26 protein-coding genes and 2 pseudogenes are annotated in these 25,595 nt (G+C 39.0%); 22 read left to right on the top strand and 6 right to left on the bottom strand.

Annotated features, from left to right (window positions below; genetic code table 11):
- Positions 1–38: 38 nt before the first annotated feature.
- From panB to yjgA, 5 genes are read left to right on the top strand one after another with little or no spacing between them, the layout of a single operon-like run.
- On the top strand, positions 39–848 hold the full coding sequence (panB, locus tag FY048_RS17910) for a 3-methyl-2-oxobutanoate hydroxymethyltransferase (RefSeq protein ID WP_151744297.1): 810 nt from the start codon (positions 39–41) through the stop codon (positions 846–848).
- Positions 849–851: 3 nt separating this feature from the next.
- Entirely contained in the window at positions 852–1,700 is an 849-nt protein-coding gene (gene panC / locus FY048_RS17915; protein ID WP_446092033.1) for a pantoate--beta-alanine ligase, read from the top strand.
- Positions 1,701–1,724: 24 nt separating this feature from the next.
- Positions 1,725–2,576, top strand: coding sequence for an RNase adapter RapZ (rapZ, locus tag FY048_RS17920; protein ID WP_004794551.1), 852 nt, complete (start codon positions 1,725–1,727; stop codon positions 2,574–2,576).
- Positions 2,573–2,842: an HPr family phosphocarrier protein gene (locus tag FY048_RS17925; RefSeq protein ID WP_013198928.1), complete on the top strand. Its 270-nt coding sequence runs from the start codon at positions 2,573–2,575 to the stop codon at positions 2,840–2,842. The genes rapZ and FY048_RS17925 overlap by 4 nt, the downstream gene beginning before the upstream one ends.
- Before the next feature lie 2 nt (positions 2,843–2,844).
- A complete protein-coding gene (gene yjgA, locus FY048_RS17930) occupies positions 2,845–3,381 on the top strand; it encodes a ribosome biogenesis factor YjgA (protein WP_016139223.1) in 537 nt (178 codons plus the stop codon).
- Between the two features lie 48 nt (positions 3,382–3,429).
- On the opposite strand, the gene FY048_RS17935 is transcribed toward yjgA, so the two are convergent.
- Positions 3,430–5,067, bottom strand: a complete 1,638-nt coding sequence (locus FY048_RS17935; RefSeq protein ID WP_446092034.1) for an acyl-CoA synthetase — start codon at positions 5,065–5,067, stop codon at positions 3,430–3,432.
- Positions 5,068–5,461: 394 nt separating this feature from the next.
- Here FY048_RS17935 and thrS point away from each other — a divergent pair, with 394 nt between their 5' ends.
- From thrS to FY048_RS17955, 4 genes are all read left to right on the top strand, one after another.
- Positions 5,462–7,384 (top strand): threonine--tRNA ligase, encoded by a 1,923-nt coding sequence (gene thrS, locus FY048_RS17940; RefSeq protein WP_446092035.1) that lies wholly within the window; start codon positions 5,462–5,464, stop codon positions 7,382–7,384.
- Positions 7,385–7,389: 5 nt separating this feature from the next.
- On the top strand, positions 7,390–7,941 hold the full coding sequence (infC, locus tag FY048_RS17945; protein WP_080592984.1) for a translation initiation factor IF-3: 552 nt from the start codon (positions 7,390–7,392) through the stop codon (positions 7,939–7,941).
- Between the two features lie 227 nt (positions 7,942–8,168).
- Positions 8,169–8,789 carry a glutathione S-transferase N-terminal domain-containing protein gene (locus FY048_RS17950; RefSeq protein ID WP_446092036.1) on the top strand — a complete coding sequence of 207 codons (621 nt, stop codon included), beginning with the start codon at positions 8,169–8,171 and terminating at the stop codon, positions 8,787–8,789.
- Positions 8,790–8,846: 57 nt separating this feature from the next.
- Entirely contained in the window at positions 8,847–9,275 is a 429-nt protein-coding gene (locus FY048_RS17955) for a YqaA family protein (RefSeq protein ID WP_446092037.1), read from the top strand.
- 44 nt (positions 9,276–9,319) lie between these two features.
- Here the strand turns inward: FY048_RS17955 and nreB are convergent, their stop codons facing one another.
- Positions 9,320–10,573: a nickel resistance MFS transporter NreB gene (gene nreB, locus FY048_RS17960; RefSeq protein WP_446092038.1), complete on the bottom strand. Its 1,254-nt coding sequence runs from the start codon at positions 10,571–10,573 to the stop codon at positions 9,320–9,322.
- A 236-nt stretch (positions 10,574–10,809) separates the two neighbouring features.
- Between nreB and rpmI the strand changes: the two genes are divergently transcribed.
- The 4 genes from rpmI (at position 10,810) to FY048_RS17980 (ending at position 12,585) form a co-directional block, all read left to right on the top strand.
- Positions 10,810–11,004 (top strand): 50S ribosomal protein L35, encoded by a 195-nt coding sequence (gene rpmI / locus FY048_RS17965; protein ID WP_003655048.1) that lies wholly within the window; start codon positions 10,810–10,812, stop codon positions 11,002–11,004.
- Positions 11,005–11,015: 11 nt separating this feature from the next.
- Entirely contained in the window at positions 11,016–11,375 is a 360-nt protein-coding gene (rplT, locus tag FY048_RS17970; RefSeq protein ID WP_000124858.1) for a 50S ribosomal protein L20, read from the top strand.
- 91 nt (positions 11,376–11,466) lie between these two features.
- Positions 11,467–12,024 carry an NADAR family protein gene (locus FY048_RS17975; RefSeq protein WP_446092052.1) on the top strand — a complete coding sequence of 186 codons (558 nt, stop codon included), beginning with the start codon at positions 11,467–11,469 and terminating at the stop codon, positions 12,022–12,024.
- Between the two features lie 57 nt (positions 12,025–12,081).
- Complete coding sequence (locus FY048_RS17980) at positions 12,082–12,585, top strand: N-acetyltransferase family protein (protein WP_446092039.1); 504 nt, start codon at positions 12,082–12,084, stop codon at positions 12,583–12,585.
- A 6-nt stretch (positions 12,586–12,591) separates the two neighbouring features.
- Here the strand turns inward: FY048_RS17980 and FY048_RS17985 are convergent, their stop codons facing one another.
- A complete protein-coding gene (locus FY048_RS17985; RefSeq protein WP_446092040.1) occupies positions 12,592–13,584 on the bottom strand; it encodes a hypothetical protein in 993 nt (330 codons plus the stop codon).
- A gap of 158 nt (positions 13,585–13,742) precedes the next feature.
- Here FY048_RS17985 and pheS point away from each other — a divergent pair, with 158 nt between their 5' ends.
- The 3 genes from pheS to FY048_RS18000 are packed head-to-tail and all read left to right on the top strand — an operon-like array spanning position 13,743 to position 17,430.
- Positions 13,743–14,723 (top strand): phenylalanine--tRNA ligase subunit alpha, encoded by a 981-nt coding sequence (pheS, locus tag FY048_RS17990; RefSeq protein WP_016139213.1) that lies wholly within the window; start codon positions 13,743–13,745, stop codon positions 14,721–14,723.
- Between the two features lie 32 nt (positions 14,724–14,755).
- Positions 14,756–17,137 (top strand): phenylalanine--tRNA ligase subunit beta, encoded by a 2,382-nt coding sequence (gene pheT / locus FY048_RS17995; protein ID WP_446092041.1) that lies wholly within the window; start codon positions 14,756–14,758, stop codon positions 17,135–17,137.
- Positions 17,134–17,430 (top strand): integration host factor subunit alpha, encoded by a 297-nt coding sequence (locus FY048_RS18000; RefSeq protein WP_000126166.1) that lies wholly within the window; start codon positions 17,134–17,136, stop codon positions 17,428–17,430. The genes pheT and FY048_RS18000 overlap by 4 nt, the downstream gene beginning before the upstream one ends.
- Positions 17,431–17,645: 215 nt before the next feature.
- On the opposite strand, the pseudogene FY048_RS18005 reads toward FY048_RS18000, so the two are convergent.
- Positions 17,646–17,840: pseudogene (locus tag FY048_RS18005) on the bottom strand (hypothetical protein); the annotation flags it as partial.
- Between the two features lie 94 nt (positions 17,841–17,934).
- On the opposite strand from FY048_RS18005, the pseudogene FY048_RS18010 reads away from it, so the two are divergent.
- Positions 17,935–18,057: pseudogene (locus FY048_RS18010) on the top strand (hypothetical protein); the annotation flags it as partial.
- A gap of 193 nt (positions 18,058–18,250) precedes the next feature.
- Here the strand turns inward: FY048_RS18010 and rho are convergent.
- Both rho and trxA read right to left on the bottom strand, forming a co-directional pair.
- The gene (gene rho, locus FY048_RS18015; protein ID WP_016139209.1) at positions 18,251–19,519 is read right to left on the bottom strand and encodes a transcription termination factor Rho; all 1,269 of its coding nucleotides are present in this window, start codon (positions 19,517–19,519) and stop codon (positions 18,251–18,253) included.
- A gap of 322 nt (positions 19,520–19,841) precedes the next feature.
- On the bottom strand, positions 19,842–20,168 hold the full coding sequence (trxA, locus tag FY048_RS18020; protein WP_003655060.1) for a thioredoxin: 327 nt from the start codon (positions 20,166–20,168) through the stop codon (positions 19,842–19,844).
- Between the two features lie 277 nt (positions 20,169–20,445).
- Here trxA and ppx point away from each other — a divergent pair, with 277 nt between their 5' ends.
- The 5 genes from ppx to FY048_RS18045 are packed head-to-tail and all read left to right on the top strand — an operon-like array spanning position 20,446 to position 25,545.
- Positions 20,446–21,966 (top strand): exopolyphosphatase, encoded by a 1,521-nt coding sequence (gene ppx, locus FY048_RS18025; RefSeq protein WP_016139208.1) that lies wholly within the window; start codon positions 20,446–20,448, stop codon positions 21,964–21,966.
- Positions 21,967–21,984: 18 nt separating this feature from the next.
- The gene (locus tag FY048_RS18030) at positions 21,985–22,806 is read left to right on the top strand and encodes an acetyl-CoA carboxylase carboxyltransferase subunit alpha (RefSeq protein WP_446092042.1); all 822 of its coding nucleotides are present in this window, start codon (positions 21,985–21,987) and stop codon (positions 22,804–22,806) included.
- Positions 22,743–24,146, top strand: a complete 1,404-nt coding sequence (gene tilS / locus FY048_RS18035; protein WP_446092043.1) for a tRNA lysidine(34) synthetase TilS — start codon at positions 22,743–22,745, stop codon at positions 24,144–24,146. Before FY048_RS18030 ends, tilS begins: the two co-directional genes overlap by 64 nt.
- Positions 24,118–24,954, top strand: a complete 837-nt coding sequence (proC, locus tag FY048_RS18040) for a pyrroline-5-carboxylate reductase (RefSeq protein WP_446092053.1) — start codon at positions 24,118–24,120, stop codon at positions 24,952–24,954. The genes tilS and proC overlap by 29 nt, the downstream gene beginning before the upstream one ends.
- Positions 24,955–24,975: 21 nt before the next feature.
- The gene (locus tag FY048_RS18045) at positions 24,976–25,545 is read left to right on the top strand and encodes a YggT family protein (RefSeq protein ID WP_003655065.1); all 570 of its coding nucleotides are present in this window, start codon (positions 24,976–24,978) and stop codon (positions 25,543–25,545) included.
- The last annotated feature ends 50 nt before the right edge of the window (positions 25,546–25,595 follow it).

The following is a 25,595-nucleotide window of genomic DNA, read 5'->3' on the forward strand; positions in this document are numbered from 1 at the left end:
TTCATTATGTTCTGCAAACTCCTGTAGAGGATATCATCATGATTAGTCTAAGTGACTTAAGAAAATTTAAAGCCGAAGGACGTAAGTTCTCTTGTCTAACTTGTTACGATGCAAGCATGGCAAAAGCAATGGAACTTGCTGAAATTGATACAATCTTAATTGGTGATTCTCTTGGAATGGCAATTCAAGGGCGAGATTCAACTTTGCCAGTAACCGTTGAAGATATGGCTTATCATACGGCAGCGGTTCGTCGTGGTAACCAGCATGCCTTGATTATGACAGACTTGCCATTTATGAGTTATGCAACCTTGAATGATGCTTTGCAAAATGCAAGAACAGTCATGCAAGCTGGCGCTCAAATGGTGAAAATCGAAGGCGGCGCATGGTTAAGTGAAATCGTGCAAGTTTTGACCCGTAATGGTGTGCCTGTTTGTGTACATTTAGGCTTAACGCCTCAATCTGTACATGTATTTGGTGGCTATAAATTACAAGCTAGAACGCGTGAAGCGGCAGATCAGCTCATTGCTGATTGTACAGCAGTGGTTGAAGCGGGCGCGTCAGTATTATTACTTGAATGTGTTCCTGCTCAGTTGGGGCAAGAAATTGCTGAATTATTCCCTAATACACCTGTAATTGGTATTGGTGCAGGTAATGCAACTGATGGTCAAGTATTGGTTGTGCAAGATATGTTAGGTTTAACTTTTGGTCGAGTTGCTCGTTTTGTACGTAACTTTATGAAAGAGCAATCAGGTGAAACTGCCATTTTAGATGCTTTTAAAGCATTTCATGCGGCTGTGCAGGATCAGTCATTCCCTGCCAAAGAACATACTTTTCACGTTGAGCTGTAATTCATGAAAACAGAAACCACCATACAAGGTCTTGCAGCTTCTTTAAATCCTGCTAGAGCTGCACGTAAAATTATTGGTTTTGTCCCAACAATGGGAAATCTACATGAAGGACATCTCACACTTGTCCGTGAAGCGAAAAAATTATGTGATGTTGTGGTTGTAAGCATCTTCGTAAATCCAACTCAATTTGGTCCGGGCGAAGATTTTGATAACTACCCGCGTACTTTAGAGCAAGATAGTCGCTTACTTGCCGATGTAGGCTGTGACATTATTTTTGCGCCATCAGTTGAGCAAATGTACGGTACACAACCGCGTTTAACGAACATCAGTGTAAATCAGATTACAGATGCTTTATGCGGTAGTTCACGTCCAGGACACTTTGATGGTGTCGCTTTGGTTGTAACGAAGCTCTTTAATATTGTGCAACCGAACTACGCTTTCTTTGGACAAAAGGATTACCAACAGTTAGCAGTGATTCGCCAGTTTGTACAAGATTTAAATATTCCTTTAGAAGTGATTGGTGTGCCAATTGTTCGTGCAGCAGATGGTTTGGCGCTTAGCTCAAGAAATGGTTATTTAAGCGCTGAACACCGTCAGATTGCTCCGGTTATTTATCAAAGTTTGAAGCAGGCTGAGCAACAGTTACATCAAGGCAAAGATTTGCAACAAGTTGTAGAAGATATCAAAACTCAGTTGACAGATAATGGCTTTGTTGTTGATTATGTCGAAGCTCGTCAGACAAATCTGTTACCTACTACTCAATTTGATCGTGATATTGTGTTATTTGTCGCGGCAAAACTGGGTGCAACCCGTTTGATTGACAATTTAGAAGTTGCCTTTACACCCCAATAAAAGAGATCAAAGGACAGCCATGCCATGAAGCGTATACTTATCGTGACAGGACAGTCTGGTTCAGGAAAATCTTCAGCCCTTCAAGTATTAGAAGATTTGGGCTATTACTGTATTGATAATTTGCCTTTGGCATTGCTGCCTGAAATTGTGGCAAAGCTAGATCATGAAAATAATCTGGAGCAATTAGCTTTAGGTGTGGATGTAAGAAGTACTCGGGCAGATATGCAAGAGTTCGATCATGTTTTTGAGCAATTACAAAGGCATGGAACTGTTGATGTTATTTACCTGACGACGCAAGATCAGGATTTGATTGCGCGTTTTAGTGCATCTCGTCGCCCACATCCATTAGCTAACCGTTTCAAAAGTCTGTTGCAATGTATTCATGAAGAAAAGCAGTTACTGCTTCCAATTCAGTTTCGAGCTACGGTTCATATTGATACAACGGATAAAAGCGTTCATGATTTAAAGCATATTTTACTGTCTAAACTGGGGCAGTCAGATAAGCTTATTGTCATATTGCAGTCCTTTGGATATAAACATGGCATTCCTTTAGATGCCGATTATGTTTTTGATGTACGGCATTTACCAAATCCGCATTGGGATTTAGAATTAAGACGTTTTTCTGGTTTGGATGAGCCAGTAAGACTATTTTTAGAAGCGAGTCCTCAAGCAAACGAAATGTTTGATGATATTCTTCACTTCTTAAAAAAATGGCTTCCCGCATTTGCTGAAGGACACCGTCACTATATGACGATTTCTATTGGTTGCACTGGGGGGCAACATCGTTCGGTTTATATCGTAGATAGACTAAAACAAGCACTTGAGGCAGAATGGTCTGTTCAGGTCTTACACAGAGAAATGAAGCACTGGTCATGATAGACACAACTGTTGATGTAATTAATAAACTCGGTTTACATGCTCGTGCATCAGGGAAACTGATAGAGGTCACTACAAAGTTTCGTTCGTCGATCCAGATTGGAAAAGGCGATCATTTAGTAGATGCAAAAAATATTATGTCTTTGCTGATGTTAGGTGCAGGTAAAGGGACCACTTTGCGATTGGTCATTGATGGTACCGACGAAGAACAGGCATTAAATGAAGTACTGGCGTTATTCGCAGCAAAATTTTATGAGGCAGATTAATCGTGGCACGTGGTTCCCAACGTTATAGTGAAGAAGATTTTGGTTCTTTAGAAGGACGTGCAAGTAAAACCGAACAGAAAAAAGCAGTGCAACGCATGGCTGCTTTAGGTGAGCAACTCGCACAACTTTCTATTAAACAAATTCAGAAACTTCCAGTTGATGAGCGTTTAATTGATGCTTTAATGGAAGTGCAGAACATTAGTTCTTTTGAAGCACGTCGTCGCCAATTTCAACGTATTGGTAAATTGTTGCGCAATGAAGATGAGACCGTTATTTTGTCTTATTTAACTCCGCAGCAAGGCGCAAAAAGACAGGCTCAATTAATGCGTTGGGTTGACCGCATGATTGAACAGGGTGATCCTGCAATTAATGAATTTAGTAAAATTTATAATGCATCGGAACGTCATACCTTGCGTCAACATGTGTTGAGAATCAATCGTGATAAAACTCAACAGTTGAGTGAAGCAGAAATCGAGGCATCAAAAGTTAAATTTGTTAACTATGTACAGCAAATCGCATTATTGTCTGATCAAGGCTAAATGCGCTTAAATAAAAAAAGCGACGCCTTGAGCGTCGCTTTTTTTTATTTATATATTCTCAGCACGTTCTTTTGCCCATTCGCGCAAAATAAACTTCTGTAATTTGCCGGTCGATGTTTTTGGAATTTCTGTAATGACCACATCTTTAGGAACTTTAAAGCGTGCTAATTCTTTTTGGCAATGTTCAATAATTTCTTCAGGCGTTGCTGTAGCGCCCATTTTTAACTCAATAAATGCGCAGGGTACTTCTTGCCAACGAGCATCGGGTTTAGCGACGACCGCAGCAGTTAAAACAGCTGGGTGTCTATACAACACATCTTCTACCTCTAGAGATGAAATATTTTCTCCACCTGAAATAATAATGTCTTTTGAGCGATCAGTAATTTTTGCATAACCATCTGGATGGCAAACTGCTAAGTCTCCCGTATGGAACCATCCACCAGCAAAAGCTTCTTGGGTTGCTTGGGGATTCTTTAAATAACCTTTCATGACAATATTGCCACGAAACATAATTTCTCCCATAGTTTGTCCATCATTCGGGACAGGCTGCATTGTTTCGGGATCTAACACACGCATACTGTCCTGTAATGGATAGGGAACACCTTGACGAGAATGAAGCTGAGCTTGTTCAGCAATTGATAGCTCATTCCATCCTGATTGCGATGCACATAGAGCGGAAGGACCGTACGTTTCTGTTAAGCCATACACATGGTTTACGTTAATCCCCATATTTCGCATACCTTCAATAATAGCAACTGGAGGAGCTGCTCCAGCAACCATTACTTCAACATGGTGATCAAAGTTAGTTTGTTTTTCTTTAGGTAAGTTAATAATCATTGAAAGAACAATCGGTGCACCACAGAAATAATCAACTTTATGTTCTGCAATGAGTTTCATGACTAATTCTGGATCGACTTTGCGCAAACAAATATTCGTTCCACCGCTAGCTGCGATACTCCATGCAAAACACCAACCATTACAATGGAAAAGGGGTAATGTCCATAAATACACAGCACGGGGTTTCATTCCGCAAGCTAAGATATTACTTGCAGCATTGAGATAAGCACCACGATGATGATAAACAACACCTTTAGGATTGCCCGTCGTTCCAGATGTGTAACTTAAGCTAATTGCATCCCACTCATCTTCTGGTAAATGCCATACAAAGTTAATATCGCCTTGGGCTATCCATTCTTCATATTCAAAAGAGCCGATAAACTGATTTTTACCTTCATATTCATCATCAGCTACATCAATCACAATAATGTGTTGGTCAGGAATAAGAGAGAGGGCCTCTCTTGCCAAATTAACAAACTCAGGGTCAACCAAAAGCACTTTGCTTTCAGCATGTTCCAACATGAAAGCTATGGTTTTTGCATCTAAACGTGTATTAAGCGCATTGAGTACAGCGCCAGCCATTGGAACTGCGAAATGTGCTTCAACCATGGCTGGAATATTTGGCAATAAAACTGATACCGTATCATTTTTTTTAATTCCCACTTGTTTGAGCTGAGAAGCAAATTGGCAACAACGTTGGTAAGTTTCTTTCCATGAAATTTGGCGCTTACCATGAATAATCGAAGCTTGATTTGGATAAATATAGGCTGCACGCTCTAAGTAACGTAAAGGTGATAATGCAACAAAGTTTGCGGGTGTGCGTGGTAATTCATCATAAGCACTAACCATGGTAAACAACTCCGTGTTCTATTTTTAATTCATTCTTTGAAAATATGACTTAATACTCATCAACGCATCTATGCTTTAGTCTTAAACAGAAATACCCTTCAGTCAGAAAATGAGCAAAAATGCTATTTTCTTCATCTTAAACTACTTGGGCTGAGCGTGTTTAAAAAATCTTCAGCATATATTTTTTAAGTCATTTATTGCTGTTTACCTGATAAGCAAAATGTATTTATGATTTTATGGCTTCAAAGGTTTTCACTTTGCTTGAACAAGTGTAAAATCTTTCAGGATTTTTAATTTTGCTTTACACCGTTTTTATATTTTGAGGTTCGCCTCGATCATAATCTCGCGGTGAAATGCTCCTTCGTATAGGGCATCACTCCTTAAGGATTTTTTTATGCCAATTATCACATTGCCAAATGGCGATCAAAAGAGTTTTGATCAAGCTGTATCTGTTATGGAAGTTGCCCAAAGTATTGGGCCCGGTCTAGCAAAGAATACTGTTGCCGGACGAGTAAATGATCGCTTAGTTGATGCATGTGACTTAATTACCGAAGATTCGACTTTACAAATCATCACTCCAAAAGATGAAGAAGGTCTTGAAATCATTCGCCATTCTTGTGCGCACCTTGTAGGGCATGCTGTTAAACAGCTATTCCCTGAAGCTAAGATGGTGATTGGTCCAGTCATTGAAGAAGGTTTTTACTACGACATCTGGATGCCTCGTCCTTTTACATTAGACGATATGGCAGCTGTCGAAGAGCGCATGAAAAAGCTCATCGATCAAGATTACGATGTCGTTAAAAAAATGACACCGCGTGATGAAGTAATTGCTGAATTTACTGCACGTGGTGAAGAATACAAATTACGTTTGATCGCAGACATGCCTGAAGAAACACAAATGGGCTTGTACTACCATCAAGATTATTTGGACATGTGTCGTGGTCCACACGTACCAAACACCAAATTCTTAAAATCGTTTAAATTAACAAAAATCTCTGGCGCTTACTGGCGTGGTGATGCGAAGAATGAACAGCTTCAACGTATTTATGGTACAGCATGGGCTGATAAGAAACAGCTTGCTGCATACATTAAGCGTATTGAAGAAGCTGAAAAGCGCGACCACCGTAAAATTGGTAAAGCCTTAGACTTGTTCCATATGCAAGAAGAAGCACCGGGTATGGTGTTCTGGCATCCAAACGGTTGGACGATTTACCAAGTTCTTGAACAATACATGCGTAAAGTTCAGCAAGACAATGGTTACCTCGAGATTAAAACACCACAAATCGTAGACTTTACGCTTTGGGAAAAATCTGGTCATGCGGCGAACTACGCGGACAACATGTTTACGACTCATTCTGAAAGTCGTAATTATGCGGTGAAGCCAATGAACTGCCCATGTCACGTGCAAGTTTTCAACCAAGGTTTGAAATCGTACCGTGATTTGCCAATTCGTTTAGCCGAGTTTGGTTCTTGCCATCGTAACGAACCATCTGGTTCTTTACACGGTATTATGCGTGTACGTGGTTTTACACAAGATGATGCTCATATCTTCTGTACTAAAGAACAAATTGGTCAAGAAGTTGCAGATTTTATTAAACTCACTTTAGATGTTTATAAAGATTTTGGCTTTGAAGAAGTGCAAATGAAACTTTCTACACGTCCAGAAAAACGTGTGGGTGATGACGCACTTTGGGATATGGCTGAGAAATCTTTAGCAGATGCTTTAGATGCAGCGGGTCTTGAGTGGGAATTACAACCAGGTGAAGGCGCGTTCTACGGTCCGAAAATTGAATTCTCATTGAAAGACTGTCTCGGACGTGTATGGCAATGTGGTACTATTCAGTGTGACTTCAATTTACCAGAACGTTTAGATGCGTCTTACGTGACTGAAGACAATGATCGTGATCAACCTGTTATGTTGCATCGTGCAATTCTTGGCAGTTTTGAACGTTTTATTGGTATACTAATTGAACACTACGCTGGTTTCATGCCACCTTGGTTGTCGCCGTTACAAGCATGTGTTATGAATATTACTGACTCTCAAGCTGAAGCTTGTGAGAAAGTCGTAGCAAAACTCAAAGAAAATGGTCTTCGTGCTATTTCTGACTTGAGAAACGAAAAAATCGGATTTAAGATTCGTGAGCGTACTCTAGAGCGTATTCCTTACTTGTTAGTTCTTGGTGACCGAGAAGTTGAAGAAGGTACTGTGAATGTACGTACACGCTCAGGAAAAAATTTAGGTACTATGTCAGTAGATGCATTCATTGACTTAGTGAAGTCTGCCGTCGCCGATCGCGGCCGGTATATTGTGGAGTAAGAAAGATTAAACAGCCTGACCGTAACCAACAACAAGGTGCAAAAAGCAACCGTCCAGCAATTAACGATGAGATCCGTGCAAAAGAAGTACGCCTCGTCGGTGCTGAAGGTGAGCAAAAAGGAATTGTTTCATTAAGTGAAGCACTGCGTGCTGCTGAAGAGGTTGAACTTGATCTTGTTGAGATCGTTGCAAACGCCGAGCCGCCTGTTTGTAAAATTATGGATTACAACAAGCACTTGTTTGACCTTAAGCAGAAGCAAAAAGATGCGAAGAAAAAACAGCATCAAGTGCAAGTGAAGGAAATCAAACTGCGCCCTGCAACTGATGTTGGTGATTATCAAGTTAAGCTTCGTGCTATTTTGAAATTCCTTGAAGAAGGAAACAAAGTGAAGATCACTTTACGTTTCCGTGGTCGTGAAATGGCTCATCAACAACTTGGCTTAGCTCAATTGCAAAAAATTGAAGCAGATGTGGCTGAGTTTGGGGTTGTGGAACAAGCACCAAAAATGGAAGGCCGTCAAATGGGTATGTTACTTGGACCGAAAAAGAAAAAGTAATACTCAAAAAAAAGCACTGCAAAAGCAGTGCTTTTTTTTATCCTTATATTAATAAAAAACATCATTTAACTTTTTTTATTCAGTTTTATTTAAGACAATTGCTATATTTTTTAAGAAATTCAATTCACGAATTTTATGTGTTTTTTGGTGTGGGAAATATCATAGTTCCTCTTAAAACATGATATAACGCAAGACGCAGTCATGATAATGATGAATAGGAAAATAGAATGATTGATCTATATTATTGGGGAACTCCCAATGGACATAAAATCACAATTGCCTTAGAAGAAATGGGACTGGATTACACCCTCTACCCAATTAATATTTTAGAAAATGATCAATTTCAACCAGATTTCCTGAGAATTTCCCCAAATAATAAAATTCCTGCGATTGTTGATCAAAATGGACCTCATGGTGAGCCAATTTCTATATTTGAATCGGGCGCTATCTTGCAATATTTGGGTAGAAAAACTGGATTATTTTATCCAGATGATGAACAAGAGCGAGTTGAGGTTGAGCAGTGGCTCATGTGGCAAATGGGTGGTTTAGGACCGATGCTTGGACAAAATCATCATTTTAATAAATTTGCTCCTGAAAAAATTCCTTATGCCATAGAGCGCTATTTAAATGAAACTAAACGCTTATATGGGGTGCTCAATAAACAACTGATTGGTCAGAAGTTTGTTGCTGGGGAATACTCGATTGCTGATATGGCAATCTTGCCGTGGATTTTACGTTATGAATGGCAAGGTATTCAGCTTGAAGATTATCCATACGTACAAGAATATATTGTCCGCTTAACAGCACGTCCAGCAGTTCAAAAAGCACTATCAATTAAAGTGGCTTAATTTCTTGCCTGAATTTAATAAATCCTTAAAGCAAAAAGTAGTCTGGTGTAATTAATTATGCTGAGTTACTTTTTGCTTTTTATTAGTGCTTTTGGCGCTGCCACTTTATTACCTCTACAGTCTGAAGCGGTATTGGTAACCTTATTGTTGAAGGGTCAACATTCAGCTTTGCTTTTAATTAGCATAGCTACTTTAGGTAATGTCTTAGGTTCTTGTGTCAATTGGTGGTTAGGCTTAAAGATAGAGCAATTCAAACATCGAAAGTGGTTTCCAGTTTCTGAAAAGCGTTTACAACAAGCACAAAACTTTTATCATAAATATGGCTTTTACTCCTTACTTTTGAGTTGGGCACCTATCATTGGCGATCCAATTACTTTGGTTGCTGGACTCTTCAAAGAAAATTTTTGGCGCTTCCTTGGTATCGTTATTATTGCCAAAGCAGGGCGCTATTTGTTTATTTACTGGGTGATGATGGGTTTTATTTAAAATGAAAAAGCATCCGAAGATGCTTTGATTTATAAATATTTAAATTAATCTTCTGAGCTTTTGGTAATGTCTACTTTAAATAGATCGCTCGTTTTGAGCCAACAGAAAGTCACAACTACCAGAGTCATACAGCCTCCAAAAATTGTAGCGGTAATTGTGCCTAAATATTTAGCCACTAAACCTGATTCAAAGGCTCCTAACTCATTGCTCGAAGATACAAACATACCGTTTACGGCAGCAACGCGGCCTCGCATATTTTCTGGTGGGAAAATTTGCAAAATGGTTTGTCTTACAACAACAGAAATACTGTCACATGCTCCTGTCATAGCAAGAGCAAAAAGAGATAACCACATATTGTTTGAGAAGGCGAATAGAATAGTAAATATTCCAAAACCTGCTACAGCAAGCAACATATTACGCCATGCATGCTGAGTTGGCGGAAAGCGAGTCAAAGCAATCATAGTGATTAGTGCACCAATAGATGGGGCTGCTCGTAAATATCCAAGCCCTTCTGGGCCGACTTTTAATATATCTTCTGCGAAAATTGGTAATAAAGCGATAACACCGCCAAATAAAACAGAAGCTAAATCAAGAGAAATTGCCCAAAGAACAATTTTGGTTTTCCAGATAAAACGGAAACCTTCTCCTAAGCTTTCTAAAATATTGTTAGTTTCAATTTTAGGGAAACTACGTTTATGCAATAAATTAATTAAAATAAAGCAAATAGCGAGTAAAGCAGCAACACTAAATAGACTGGTTTCCCTGCCTAAATAAGCAAGCATAAAACCACCCAGCATTGGTCCAATAATTACACCACTTTGCCAACCGATGGTTGTCCATGTCGCACCATTTGCATAGAGTTCACGCGGAATTAAAAATGGTTTTAACGAAGTTGCTGAAGGATTGTAGAAACCGCGGATTGTTCCTAAACCAAAAATAACAGCATAAATACCCCAAGAAAGGAAGCTAACACTGATATGCCCTAAACCATGTAAGTGGAAAAGTAACCATAAAACCAAGGGAAGAGGAACTGAGAAAAATAAACAGATTTTCATAATAATCTGTTTATTAAACCTATCTGCAAAATAGCCTCCCCAAAGAGAAAGGGCAATAAAAGGAATCGCTTCTGCGAGTCCGATTAAACCTAAAGTCAGTGGGTCTTTGGTGATTTGATATAATGAATAGGCAACAATAATTTCTTGAATCAAAATTGCGAGTGTTAAGCAAAACTGATTGATCGTAACGATAGAGAAATCTCGATATCGCAATGCAGCGAAAGCATCATTTTGTATATTCATATTCTTTTGAATTTAAGAGATTGCACTTATTATAGGTGATGATTTTGTGGATTTTCTCGTAATTTGATAATTGATTATAGAAAATAACGTTTATATAAAATAGACAATTTACTATCAAAAAATGAGCATTTTACTTTTGTTTTAAGTTGCGATGCTTTAGAATATCGGCTCCCTTACCTGCAGGTCGTTTTTGCAATGGTGCAAGCGTTCCGAACAGGTGTTCAAAAGAGGTTGTTATGCCTAAGATGAAAACTCGCCGCGGTGCTGCTAAACGCTTCAAAGCGACTGCACACGGTTTCAAGCGCAAACAAGCATTTAAGCGCCACATTCTGACCAAAAAATCTGCTAAACGTATCCGTCAATTACGCGGCTGTGTAATGGTTCATGTTTCTGACGTGAACTCAGTTCGTCGTATGTGCCCATACATCTAAGGAGATTATAAATGGCTCGTGTAAAACGTGGTGTAGTGGCTCATCGTCGTCACAAAAAAATTCTTGCTCGCGCTAAAGGTTACTATGGTGCTCGTTCACGCGTTTACCGCGTAGCGTTCCAAGCGGTAATCAAAGCTGGTCAATACGCTTATCGTGACCGCCGTCAAAAGAAACGTCAATTCCGTGCTCTATGGATTGCGCGTATCAATGCTGGTGCTCGTCAAAACGGTTTGTCTTACAGCCGTATGATCGATGGCTTGAAAAAAGCTCAAGTGATCATCGACCGTCGCGTATTAGCTGACATCGCTATGCATGATGCAGTAGCATTTGCTGCTTTAGCTGAAAAAGCTAAAGGCGCATTAGCTGCATAAGCTTAGAGATTCAAAAAGAGGCCGCTTTTTAGCGGTCTTTTTTATTTTTAGTGGTTCTATTTTAAAAAGAGATAATAATCAGAGATAAATGATGAAAGACGAAAAATTTCTAAATGACTTAATTCAAAAAGTACAGCAAGGCCACCAGTTTAAATACTTATGTTTCTGGGGGCATACTCCTAAACAAGCTGATCTTGTTGATAAAAGCTGTTTTAGCCAGTGGTTTCCTGCGCAATTTAAAGTGGAAGGTGATGAATACTTTACTGCTGAGCACTATATGATGGCGCAAAAAGCAAAATTATTTAATGATGAAGAGATCTTTGCACAGATCTTGCAGGTTAAACATCCGAATGAAGCCAAACAGCTAGGTCGTAAAGTGCGTAATTATGATGAAAAGGTATGGCAAGAAAATCGGTTTGACATTGTCGTACAGGCGAACTTTGCTAAATTCTCTCAGCATCATAAATTGAAAGAATTCTTATTAGCAACGAAAGACCGTATTTTGGTTGAAGCATCTCCAGTCGATAAAATTTGGGGAATTGGTATGGCACAAGACCATCCACATATTCAGGATCCATCTCAATGGCAAGGCTTAAATTTGTTGGGTTTTGCTTTAATGCATGTTCGAGAGCGGCTTTTAGCTGAATAAGTTTGTATGCAACAAATTGGTGCTTTACTTTAAAAGTAGTGACATGAGGGAAACGAATTGCAATCACTAAATGAAAGAGAAATTCGTATTGCTACTTTTAAGGATGCATTATTTATTGCAGAAGTACATGTGCAGTGTTGGAAAGAAACCTATACAGGTATGCTTAAGCAGGAAATATTGGATGAGCTTAAAGTACTAGATAAAGAACAGTTATGGAAAGAAATCGCCAAAAGCCCTGATCATAAGTTATTTATCTATATTGAAAATGGAATAGTGAAAGGCTTTCTCGATGGTTACTTAAATCCAGAGAATAATATTGCTGAAATTTTTGCTTTTTATCTTTTGGAAGAAATCCAAAGGCAAGGTATAGGACAAGAGTTGTTTCAAAAGTTTCATCAATGTGCTTTAAATCAAGGTTATGCTTTTATTCGTTTAGAGGTTTTTAATAAAAATCCAAGTCGGCTCTTCTATGAAAAAATGGGAGCCAAAATAATTGGCGAAACCGAACTACCTGAGTTCGGCTTCGAAATAACAGAGTTACTTTATCAATGGGAACTGTAATTTTGATTAAAGCCCAAAATAATAAGCCAGAGCACAAATAATAATCGTTAGGATAATCAGCTTAATAACGCCTGAACCAGTGCCTTTATGGTGGTGAGATTTCAAATGTTGTGGGTTTTCATTTGATTGCTCGAATGGGGAGGCTTTAACTACAGGTACGATCTGAGCTGTTTGGTAGTGATTAGCAGCTTTAACAATAAGTTTGGCAAACAAATCATCAGTTTTTTGTGTAAAATTTCTTAAATTAATAAGTTGTTCTTGGTCTAGCTCTTCTCCTAACGGATCATTTGCAAGGCGTTTTTTTTGCTTTAAATAATTGGCTAATGCTTGAGTGCGAGATAAAAGTTGATGAGCATAATCAGCAGGATAATTCTCTGGCATTAAAGCAAGTCTTGGTTCTTGGCTCGTAATGCTTGTACCATCAAAATGAGCTTTTTGAAATTCTGGTTCCTCAAAACCTGCTGCATATTTACTACGAAATAATTCGCTATCCATAAAGTCAGCTATTTCTTGCCATGGCGGATTTTTTAAATCAGCTTCAATTTTTTTTGATAATTTTTCATTGAGTTCAAAGCGCCAGAAAGTTTCTAAATGAAGCTCGCAGGTTTGTGAAGCAGGGGCTTCAAACTCATTATCACTGTTATACCATTCAGCAAGTTCATGGCCAAAAATCCATGCAAATTTCTTATCATTTTGATGGCTAACGATAAAATGGGTATAAGGTAAAAGCTCAACATTGTTGTTTGGATTTTGCTCTTCATTTAGAAGGCTTGATAAATGTAAACTGAGTTGAGTGGTACCTTGTTTTTTTAGCGCTTCTAGCCAAACTTGAAAGTGTTGAGCGAGTAAATGCTGAGAAGCTAAGTCACGAAATTGAAAACTATGGTGGTCAAAAATATGATGTTGTCGCCATTGGGTAAAGCTTAAGTTTTGGCGGAGGTATTCATTACCATACGTTACAAGCGTAAGTTGTTGTTTCCAAATTTGATTGAGCGCCATAATAGTTGATCTCATTGACGATGCTATTATCTTATACGTTTTATCTTTTTGTTGCCTAATACATTTTTCATGATGGATAAACTTCATCAATCTGATGAAAAACTGTTAGAATGCAGTGTTTTATTATATTTTTTTAATTTGTTGCTTTGAGAGTTAATATGTCACTGGAAGCCCTGACCACAGAAGCGCTTGCTGCCATTGCAGCAGCTCAAGACCTTGTTGCACTTGATCAGGTGCGTGTGCAATTTACAGGGAAAAAAAGCCAGCTTGCAGAACAATCGAAAGCATTAGGGAAAATGGACCCTGAAGAACGCAAAGTACAAGGTGCTGCGATTCATGCTGTTCGAGAAACAATTAATACTGCTTTAACAGAACGTCAAGCGGGATTACAACAGGCAGCACTTGAGCAAAAGCTAGCAAGTGAAACGATTGATGTTACTTTGCCGGGCCGCGGTCAACGCGTTGGTACAGTTCACCCTGTTACTCAAGTACAAGAAAGAATTTGTCAGTTCTTCACTAAAGCTGGTTTTACAGTTGCGACTGGTCCAGAAGTTGAAGATGACTATCATAATTTTGAAGCATTAAATATTCCTGGTCACCATCCAGCGCGTGCTATGCACGATACTTTCTATTTTGATGCCACTCATTTACTGCGTACGCACACGTCTGGTGTACAGATTCGTACAATGGAAACAAGTGAGCCACCAATTCGTATCGTATGTCCTGGGCGTGTTTATCGTTGTGACTCAGATCAAACGCATTCGCCAATGTTCCATCAGATCGAAGGTTTATACGTTGCTGAGAACACCAGCTTTGCTGAGTTAAAAGGTTTACTAATTAACCTGTTGAATGAATTTTTTGAAAAAGATTTAAAGGTACGTTTCCGTCCATCATATTTCCCGTTTACTGAACCAAGCGCAGAAGTAGATATTATGGATGAACGTGGCCGTTGGTTAGAAGTTTTAGGCTGTGGCATGGTGCATCCAAATGTATTAAGTGCTGCGGGTATTGATCCTGATAAATACAAAGGCTTTGCTTTTGGTTTAGGGGTAGAGCGCTTTGCGATGTTGCGTTATGGCATTAATGACTTGCGTATGTTCTATCAAAATGATGTGCGTTTCTTACGCCAATTTGCCTAACAGTTTTTCAGGATTAAAAAAGGTTTATAAAGATGAAGATTAGCGAAAATTGGCTACGTACATGGGTTAATCCGGCAATTGATAGTGATACATTGTCTGATCAGTTAACGATGCTTGGTCTTGAAGTTGATGAATTGGCACCTGTTGCTAAACCATTTACTGGTGTTGTAATAGGTGAAGTGTTCACTGTTGAGCAGCACCCTGATGCAGATCGTCTACGTGTTACAACAGTGAATATTGGTTTAGGTGAGCCTTTACAAATTGTATGTGGTGCACCGAACGTTCGTGCTGGAATGAAAGCTCCAGTTGCAACCATTGGGGCGGTATTACCTGGTGATTTTAAAATCAAAAAAGGTAAACTTCGTGGAATTGAATCACAAGGAATGCTTTGTGGTGCTTCTGAGATTGATCTTGAAGATAAAATCGATGGTTTACTCGAACTGCCAGCTGATGCTCCAGTCGGAGTAAATATCCGTGAATACCTCAAACTTGACGACAATGTCATTGATATCAGTATTACGCCAAACCGTGGTGACTGTTTTAGTATTCGTGGTATTGCTCGTGAAATTGCAGTTATTAATAAGCTACAAATGAATGAGCCCGTAATTAACACGGTTGATGCCGCCATTGCTGATGAGAAAAAAGTAGTTATCAGTACTGAAGGCGCTCCGCGTTATTTAGGGCGTGTCGTTAAAAATGTTAATATAAAAGCTGCTACTCCTGAGTGGATGGCACAGGCTTTATCACGTTCAGGAATCCGTACTCATAGTATTTTGGTTGATGTGACCAACTATGTCTTAATGGAATTGGGTCAACCAATGCATGCATTCGATTTGTCTAAAATCGAAGGGACTGTACATGTTCGTCAAGCAACACAGCAAGAAAAGCTACAACTTTTAAATGATCAAGAAGTTGAGTTGCAAGAAGATATCATGGTGATTGCTGATGACCAAAAAGCTCTAGCAATTGCTGGAATTATGGGTGGTTTAGCATCAAGTGTAACCGATGATACAACTGATATCTTCCTAGAAAGTGCTTTCTTCGCGCCACTCGCGATTGCTGGTCGTGCTCGTCGTTTTGGTTTACATACTGACTCTTCGCAGCGTTATGAACGCGGTGTAGATTTCGAATTACCTTTAATTGCAATGAATCGTGCTTCTCAGCTTATTCAAGAGTTAGCAGGCGGCGAGTTTGGTCCAATTACTGTAGCTGAAAAAACTGATCTACTTCCTAAGCGTGAAGCAATTGAACTGAAACAAGCTCAGGTAGACCAATTATTGGGATATCAAGTTGCGGGAGAGTTTATTGCGGATGCTTTAACTCGACTAGGCTGTAAGGTAACAGTTAAGGCTGAAGGTGAATGGAGCGTAATACCACCATCACATCGTTACGATATGGCTATTTATCAAGACTTAATTGAAGAAGTTGCGCGTATTGATGGCTATGACAATATCCAGATTAGCTTACCAAGCATGGATGTTAAATTTGCTAAATACCAAGATCGTTTTGAACTCACTGAGCTGCGTCAAACAATCGTGACGTTGGGTTATCAAGAAGCTATTAGCTTTAGCTTTGCTGATGCGAAACTTGAAAAGCAATTAAATCCCGAAGTTAAACCATTGATGCTAGCAAATCCAATTTCAAGTGATTTAGCTGCAATGCGTAGTACTTTACTTTCTAGTTTAATTCCTTGCGTACAATATAATCTTAATCGTCAGCAAAGTCGTGTTCGTTTCTTCGAATTTGGGCTGCGTTTTGATTATCAAAATGCTAAGAATATTGAAGACTTACAACAGACTCCTACCTTAGCTTTGGTTGCAGTCGGTTCGCAAAAAACAGAATCATGGCATGCTAAGCCTCAACCAATGGATTTCTTTGATTTCAAAGGTGAGATTGAAGAGATATTGGCTGCTGGACGTGTAAGCGTTGAATATGTTCGTTCAGAACGTGCGTGGTTGCACCCAGGACAATCGGCTGAAATCTTGGTGGAAGGTAAGTCAATTGGCTATTTGGGGCGTTTGCATCCGTCTCTAGAAAATGAGCTTGATTTAAGCATGACTTGGGTTGCTGAACTCGATCAAACAGCTGTTTTGCAATCTTATGTATCTAATTTTACAGAATTATCACGTTTTCCTTCGATTAGACGTGATATTGCGCTTTTAATCTCTGATAATATAAATGTTAGAGATATTCAGCAGTTAATCGAAAAAACTGGTGGAGAGCTTTTAGACTCTACATGGTTATTCGATGTGTATACGGGGCAGGGTGTCGAAGAAGGTAAACGCTCATTAGCGTTTGCACTTTTGTGGCAACATCCTTCACGTACGCTTGAAGATGCTGAAATTAAATCTGGTATGGACAATATAATCCAAGTGTTAGAAAACACTTATCAAGCGACATTGAGGGCCTCATGACAGCATTAACTAAAGCAGACATGGCTGATCATTTAAGTGAGTTAACCAGCTTAAATCGCCGTGAAGCAAAACAAATGGTCGAGTTGTTCTTCGACGAAATTAGCCAAGCACTTATTGCGGGGGAGCAGGTTAAGCTCTCTGGTTTCGGTAATTTTGAGTTAAGAGATAAACGCGAACGCCCAGGACGTAATCCTAAAACAGGTGAAGAAATTCCAATTTCAGCACGTAGGGTAGTAACCTTTAGAGCAGGTCAAAAGTTTAGACAACGCGTTGGAAATGAGCAGATCGATTGATCTGCTTTTTTTTATTTATAATTAGATAGCTTTATTCAACTATGATGTGATGTCAATTTATCTAGATAGATTAAGCAAAGTAATTTTAGGATATAAAATTTAGGCATAAAAAAAGAGGACAAAATGTCCTCTTTTTTTCTAATCTAATATATAGATTAGTGTGCAGCAGAAGCAGCAGGTGCAGAAGCAGCAGGTGCAGAAGCAGCAGGTGCAGAAGCAGCAGAAGCTTCAGAAGCAGCATCAACAGCTGAAGAAGCAGCAGTAGCAGCTTCAGAAGCAGCAGTAGTAGCTTCAGAAGCAGCAGCTACAGCTTCAGAAGCAGCAGCAGGAGCTTCTTCTTTCTTAGAACAACCAACGAAAGCTAAAGTAGCAGCTACAGCAGCAACAGCAGCAAATTTTTTGAATAACATGGCATCACTCTCACAAAAAAGATTTGAGATTAAAAAAACCTAAGTTGGACTGTTTTGCTTTTATTATTCCTAAAACGTAGCTAGGTAACAACGCATGGAGCAGTCTAACTGGTCTGCCGCTATGCTATCACTGCAAATGCTGAAATACTACTGCCGTTTGTCAAAAAAACGTATGAAAACGAGAAAAACAGTCTGTTTTTTAACAGAAAAAAACAATCAATTGGCTCGAATGTATTGGAAAGGTAGAAGTAAGCTATTAAAAAACTTATTTTTTTTAATTCAAAAATAATTATTATCAAAAGCTTATAAATAATTTTACATAAAAAACTGCAAAATGTATTTTTGTGTAAAGCTTGTCAACCAAATAAAAAACCACTCAAAAGAGTGGCTTTTTATTGAAGATTAATCGATTAAGTTGAAGCTTTACGCTTCATTTGATCGAAGAAATCATCATTTGTTTTGGTTTCTTTCATGCGATCAAGTAAGAATTCCATTGCCGCTAACTCATCCATAGGATGAAGAAGCTTACGGAGGATCCATACTTTACGTAAGTTATCATCATCCATTAAACGCTCTTCACGACGGGTGCCAGATTTCTTAATATTCATGGCAGGGAAGACGCGTTTTTCAGCAATACGGCGATCAAGAGTGATCTCTTGGTTACCTGTACCTTTGAATTCTTCATAAATTACGTCATCCATTTTACTGCCTGTTTCAATCAAAGCAGTTGAGATGATCGTAAGAGATCCGCCTTCTTCAATATTACGTGCAGCACCGAAGAAGCGTTTAGGGCGCTCTAATGCATGAGCATCTATACCACCAGTTAATACTTTACCTGATGAAGGAATGACGGTGTTATATGCACGCGCTAACCGGGTAATTGAGTCAAGCAGAATCACAACGTCTTTTTTATGTTCAACAAGACGTTTTGCTTTTTCAATAACCATTTCTGCAACTTGCACGTGGCGAGCAGGGGCTTCATCGAAGGTTGAGGCAATGACTTCACCGCGAACAGTACGTTCCATTTCGGTTACTTCTTCTGGACGCTCGTCAATTAATAAAACCATCAGGAATACTTCAGGATTATTTCTAACAATAGATTGAGCAATATTTTGAAGTAACATTGTTTTACCCGCTTTTGGCGGTGCAACAATAATAGAGCGTTGACCTTTACCAATTGGCGCAACTAAGTCAACAACACGAGCAGTTAAGTCTTCTGTCGTACCATTACCGAGTTCCATAACCAATTGTTCGGTTGGGAAAAGGGGGGTTAAGTTTTCAAATAAAATTTTATTTCGAGAATTTTCTGGCGTGTCGTAGTTAATCTGGTTAACTTTGAGCAACGCAAAATAACGCTCACCTTCTTTTGGAGGGCGAATAGTACCTGTGATGGTATCGCCTGTACGCAAGTTAAAGCGTCGGATTTGTGAGGGACTCACATAAATATCATCCGGACCTGCTAAATACGAACCTGCGGCAGAGCGCAAAAAACCAAAACCATCAGAGAGAATTTCAAGAACGCCATCACCAAAAATTTCTTCGCCATTCATTGCATGGCGTTTCAAAATGGCAAAGATAATATCTTGCTTTCGGTTACGAGCCATACCTTCCAGGCCCATAAATTCAGCAATTTTAATTAATTCACCAATTGGTTTTTTCTTGAGTTCAGTTAAATTCATAAGGGTCAGAATTAGGAAAGAGTAGAGTGTGGTTTAAAAAGAAGAAAAATCGCTCGCATACAAAAAAGATTATCGCAATTGTATTTACACAATAACAATTCAGAAGTCTGATTGATTGTTTCGAAGAAAAATGTGAAAAAACAATTTCTGTTGCCGAGTGGCGATCTTTATGTTTGTGTCTTGTAAGAAGCCGGACGAAGATGATTCCCTTCAGTGCCTCTTGAGCATGCAATATAAGCTAGCTTAGTCAATTTGTCAATTTATAGCCGAAAAAAATACGCTATAAAAAAGTATAGCGTATTTTCATTCTTAGCATTTTGACTTAAACATTTTCATCAATAAAGCTAACAAGTTTAGAGCGAGGCACAGCACCAATTTGTTGAGCTACGACTTCACCATTTTTGAAAAGTAATAAAGCAGGAATATTACGGATATTGTATTTCACTGCAATATCTTCGCAAGAAGTCACATCAACTTTAACAATTTTTACTTTACCAGCATATTCACTTGATAAGTCTTCAAGAACAGGTGCAATTGCTTTACAAGGCGCACACCAACCTGCCCAGAAGTCAACAAGTACAGGTGTTTCAGCGTCTAGAACATCTGCTTGGAAGTTATCATCAGTTGTATTTACAATAGTCGCAGACATGGTACGGCTCCAATTTTTAGAAAAAGTGCTATTACTACAGGAGAAATTATCTCTATCAGTATTACATAGCTACTTAGTTCAATGTAAGGGTTTGATGCTATTATTCAAGGCTTCACTAAATTTGTCTAATGGATGCTCACGATATTCATCATCGACTTGTACAATCAACTCATAAATAGAAAAATATAAATGACAGTTAATTGTTGATGAAAATGGCTTTTCAATTGCATTCGTGTGAATTACTCTAGGCGTGAATTGTTATGGGTTTAGTTCAATAATGTCTGACTTTTTGATTGATGAAGAATTACTTGCCGCCATAGATATGGGGTCGAACAGCTTTCACCTTGCAATTGCACGGGTAGATCATGGCGAAGTTAAAAAAGTTGCTTCGATGTCAGAAAAAGTACAGCTTGCAGCTGGTTTAGATGAAAATAAAAATTTAACGGAAGCTGCTCAGCAACGTGGTTTGGCATGTCTAGCCCGTTTTGTTGGAAGATTGAGTTCTGTTCAAGCTAATCGTTTACGAATTGTAGCTACTAATGCCTTGCGTCAGGCAAAAAATGGTCATGAATTTATTCAAAAAGCTGCAGAAATTTTACCTAAACCTATTGAAATTATTGCGGGACGAGAAGAAGCCCGTCTGATCTATTTGGGCGTATCGCATACCATGGCTAATGGTGGGCGTCGCTTAGTTGTTGATATTGGTGGTGGTTCTACCGAGTTCATTATTGGTGAAGAGTTTGAACCTATTTACACCGAGTCATTGCAAATGGGTTGTGTGGCTTATACAACGGCCTACTTTTCTGATGGGGAAATTACCCAGAAATCATTTGATAAAGCAGTAGTTGCTGCCCGTAAAGAACTTTCCGCTATTGCAACAACTTATAAAATGGAAGGGTGGGATACAGTCGTTGGTTCAAGTGGAACGATTAAAGCCTGTCGCCAAATTATGGTCAATATGGGCTTAAGTGATGAACAAGAAAATCTCACTCGAGAAGGGCTATATAAACTTAAAGATAAATTACTTAAGTTTAAAAATGTTTCTGAAATTGATTTTGAAGGATTAAGAGAAGATCGACGAGCAGTTTTGCCAGCCGGATTGGCAATTTTGTACGCAGTTTTTGAAGTTCTAGAAATTGATCGTTTGGCATATTCTGATGGTGCATTACGCGAAGGTGTCATGTATGACCTATTAGGTCGATTCAAACATGAAGATATCCGCGACCGTAGTGTGCAAGCTCTAATGGGGCGTTATAATGCTGACCCTAAACAAGCAGAACGTGTTGTCAATACAGCACAACAATTATTTGATGGTGTCGCGAAATCTCTTAATTTAACGAGTGAAGACAGTGACTTACTGCGTCGATCAGCTTATTTGCATGAAATCGGTTTAGCAATTAGTCACGGCGGTTATCATCGCCACGGTGCTTATTTATTACAGCATTCTGATATTCCGGGGTTCTCGCAAATTGATCAAAATCATCTTTCACATTTAGTTGCTCACCATCGTCGTAAATTGCGAAATGATGTAAAAAACGAAATTTTGAAGGCTGGTGGTCATAAATTACTTTACTTAAGTTTATTGCTTCGCCTAGCAGTTTTACTCAACCATAGTCGAAGTGATCAGATGCTTCCTGCCATTGAACTGACCATCATAAATGATCAACAATGGCAGCTTAGTGTTTCTGGTGATGCCAAACAATGGCCATTGTTAGTTGCCGACTTGCACGATGAGCAAGAGCAGTTTAAGCATTGGGACATTGAATTGAATATTCAGTCGGAAAAATTTATCGATTAAAGGGATAATATTCGACCTATGAAAAAATCTACTCAGTCCAAAGCTTGGACAACGGTTCAAATTGCACGTCATCCTGAACGTCCGCAATTTCTAGATTATGTCGGTGAAATCTTTACAGAGTTTGACGCCTTGCATGGTGATCGTTTGTTTGGTGACGATGGTGCGATGGTAGGTGGTCTTGCTCGTTTTGACGGTCAACCTGTGATGGTCATTGGACAACACCGTGGTCGTAGTACCCGTGAAAAATTAAAGCATAATTTTGGTATGGCTAACCCTGAAGGTTACCGTAAATCTCAACGCCTATTAGATATGGCTGAGCGTTTTAATCTTCCGGTTTTCACGTTTATTGATACTATGGGTGCTTACCCTGGTGTTGGTGCTGAAGAACGTGGACAAGCTGAAGCAATTGCAACGAGTCTTGCTCAACTTTCAAGTTTGAAAGTTCCTGTTGTTGCAACAGTACTGGGTGAAGGTGGTTCTGGTGGTGCTTTAGGTATTGGTGTTGCTGACAGAGTAATTATGTTATCGCACAGTATTTATTCTGTGATTTCACCAGAAGGCTGCGCATCTATTTTATGGAAAACTGCTGAAAAAGCGGCTCAAGCGAGTGAAGCTTTAGGTTTGACAGCAGACAAATTACAATCTCTAGGTATTGTTGAATATGTAGTAGATGAAGGCGAAGGGGCACATTTAGACCCTGAGCAAGTAATGCAAAATCTAAAAGTAGTTTTGAAGCAAGCTTTGGATGAATTGCTACCAATGGATGCAAATGAACGATGCGAAGCACGTTATCAACGTTTAATGAAGTTTGGCAGCGCAAATTTAGGCATAATGTCTTAAAGCAGGCTCAACTATTTTCAGAAAATAGTTCTTTTCTTATTGGATGTAGTGGCGGCATGGATTCAATGCTGCTGCTACATTTAATGTCTCAAATTTTCCCTCAAAAGATCCGAACAATTTATATCGATCATCAACTGCAATCACAAAGTGCAGTATGGGGGGAACTAGTGGCTAAACAAGCTACTTGTTTAGATATTCCTTTTATTATTCAAAAAGTTCAAGTTACCGATGGTAATTTGGAAGCTCAAGCACGTCAGGCACGTTATCAAGCTTATCGACAGCATTTGCAACCAAATGAAACTTTAATGCTTGCTCATCATCAACAAGATCAGGCTGAAACGGTAATACTACGTTTATTGTCGGGTGCAGGCGTTGATGGATTAGCTGCTATGCAGTCTATTGATTATCGTGTAGATATGACGATTTGGCGTCCTTTTTTGGATTTATCACGTGAACAAATTACTCAGTGGGCGACTCAGCTTGAGATTGAGTATGTAGATGATCCTACAAATTACGATATTCATTATGATAGGGCCTGGTCACGTGAGGAACTTTGGCCATTTTTACAAAACCGATTTCCTAAAATGCAGCAAGCACTGAGCCGAACCAGCTATTTGATGCAAGATGCTTCTGAAATTTTAGAAGAAGTTTTAAAAGTCGATTTAAAGCATTGTGGTACTGCTGAGTGTTTAGACTTAACTAAACTCTTAGATTTGTCAGCTGCCCGTCAGCGTCAATTGCTTTCAGTTTGGATGAAAGGTGATGGGCAATATCGACCTGCATTTGAAATGGTCGAGCGCTTAAAAAATGAAGTGATTGATTCAAAGTCTGATGCACAAGCAGCGTTACACTGGAACCAGTTTTACTATGCCCGTTATCAACGTCATCTTTATAGATTGAGTAAGCAAACTTTTCTTGCCGAAACATTAAGTCCAATTGAAGCTGAATCAGAGCATCATTTCCAAATGGGGGAAATAGTGCATTACGCTTCAGGAAATTTTCAGATTAAACAAAAAAATATTGGTTTGGCTCCATCTTTATTAAATGAAAAATTGAGAATAATTCGACGTCAAGGTGGGGAAAAAGTCCATTTATATGATCGTATTGGCCAGTGGCCATTAAAAAAAGCAATTCAAGAAGCACATATTTTGCCTTGGCTTCGTCATACAATTCAAATATTAGTCATAGATAATGTTATGCTTGGGGTTTTTACACCGAAAGGATTTTGGTTGGCTCAGTCTCCGTATTGTGAGCAAGGAGGATGGCAACCAGATTTAATTTCTCATTCTTGTAATCTGGTAAATGGCGAATATGGTTATGGCAAGTGCAGTAAATTGTAATATCTGTTTTATTGGTGGCGGTAATATGGCCCAAGCTTTAATTGGCGGGCTGGTTTCAAGAGGTTTACCACCGACACGTATTACTGTTTCAGATCCTGTTGAACAGATCCGTCAATTATTACAAGAGAAAGAAGTCCACGTAACACAAGATAACGTGGCTGCAATTAAAAATGCTGATGTTGTCGTACTGGCGGTAAAACCGCAAGTTTTGGCGACTGTTTTACGTCCGTTGAAAGGTCTGTTATCAGATAAATTGGTCATTTCAATTATTGCTGGTGCTGAAATTCAAACGATATCAAATTTAATTGATAGCGATCGAGTTGTTCGAGTTATGCCTAATACACCAGCTCTGGTTCAAACAGGTGCGCATGGTATCTATGCAAATGATGTAGTAGGTGCTTCGGACCGTGAATTAACAAGTCAGATTTTAGCAGCCACAGGCTTAACAATTTGGGTAAACTCCGAAGCTCAAATTGATGCGGTAACAGCAGTTTCTGGTTCAGGCCCTGCATATTTTTTCTATCTGATGGAAAGTATGATCCGTGCGGGTAAGAATTTAGGACTGGATGAAAAAGTTGCAACCGCATTGACTCTTCAAACGGCGTTAGGTGCGGCTCAAATGGCAATTACTAGTTCAAATACTCCATCTGAACTTCGTAAGAATGTGACATCACCGAATGGTACAACACAAGCTGCACTTGAAGTTTTTGACCGTGCACAAATCTCCCAAAATATTCAATCTGCATTGGCTGCTGCACAGAAGCGTAGCCAAGAATTGGCTCAAGAATTGAGTGACAGTGCGAAATAGCTTAAATAGGATAAGACAACTATGGGTGCAAATTCTGCGCTAATTTTTGGAATTTTAATTAATGTCGCGATTTTATTGGTCTTTTTCCGTTTTTTAATGCAATTAGCGGCAGTAAGTCCTTATAATCCTGTGGTTTTATCGACCGTAAAAGCGACTAAGATTGTTGATATTTTTGGCCGAATTTTTCCGACGGTCGCAAAAGGCCGATTTAATTTGGCTGCGTTGGTTCTTTTAATTACTTTGTATTTACTGAAAATTTTTGGTGTGATGTATCTTTCTGGCTCTATGCCAAATAGTCCGATTCATTTACTGATTCTGACATTTGTAACCATGATTCAGGATTTGATTCGTTTCTGCCGTTATTTAATTTTCGCAACAATCATTTTGAGTTGGGTTGTTATGTTCACTCAATCGCGTTCACCTTATATTGAGGTGATTCAAGATTTGGCTGAACCATTACTCGCGCCATTCCGTCGTTTATTGCCTAATATGGGAATGATTGACTTATCGCCAATTTTGGCATTTTTGGCACTCTATATTGCCGAAATTTTAATGAATGAAGTAGCAAAAGTTCTATTAACAGGACTTTAAGCTGACTCAATAAAAAAGGGCTGTATTTAACAGCCCTTTTTTTATTTCTG

Source organism: Acinetobacter sp. 1124_18A, assembly GCF_052824995.1.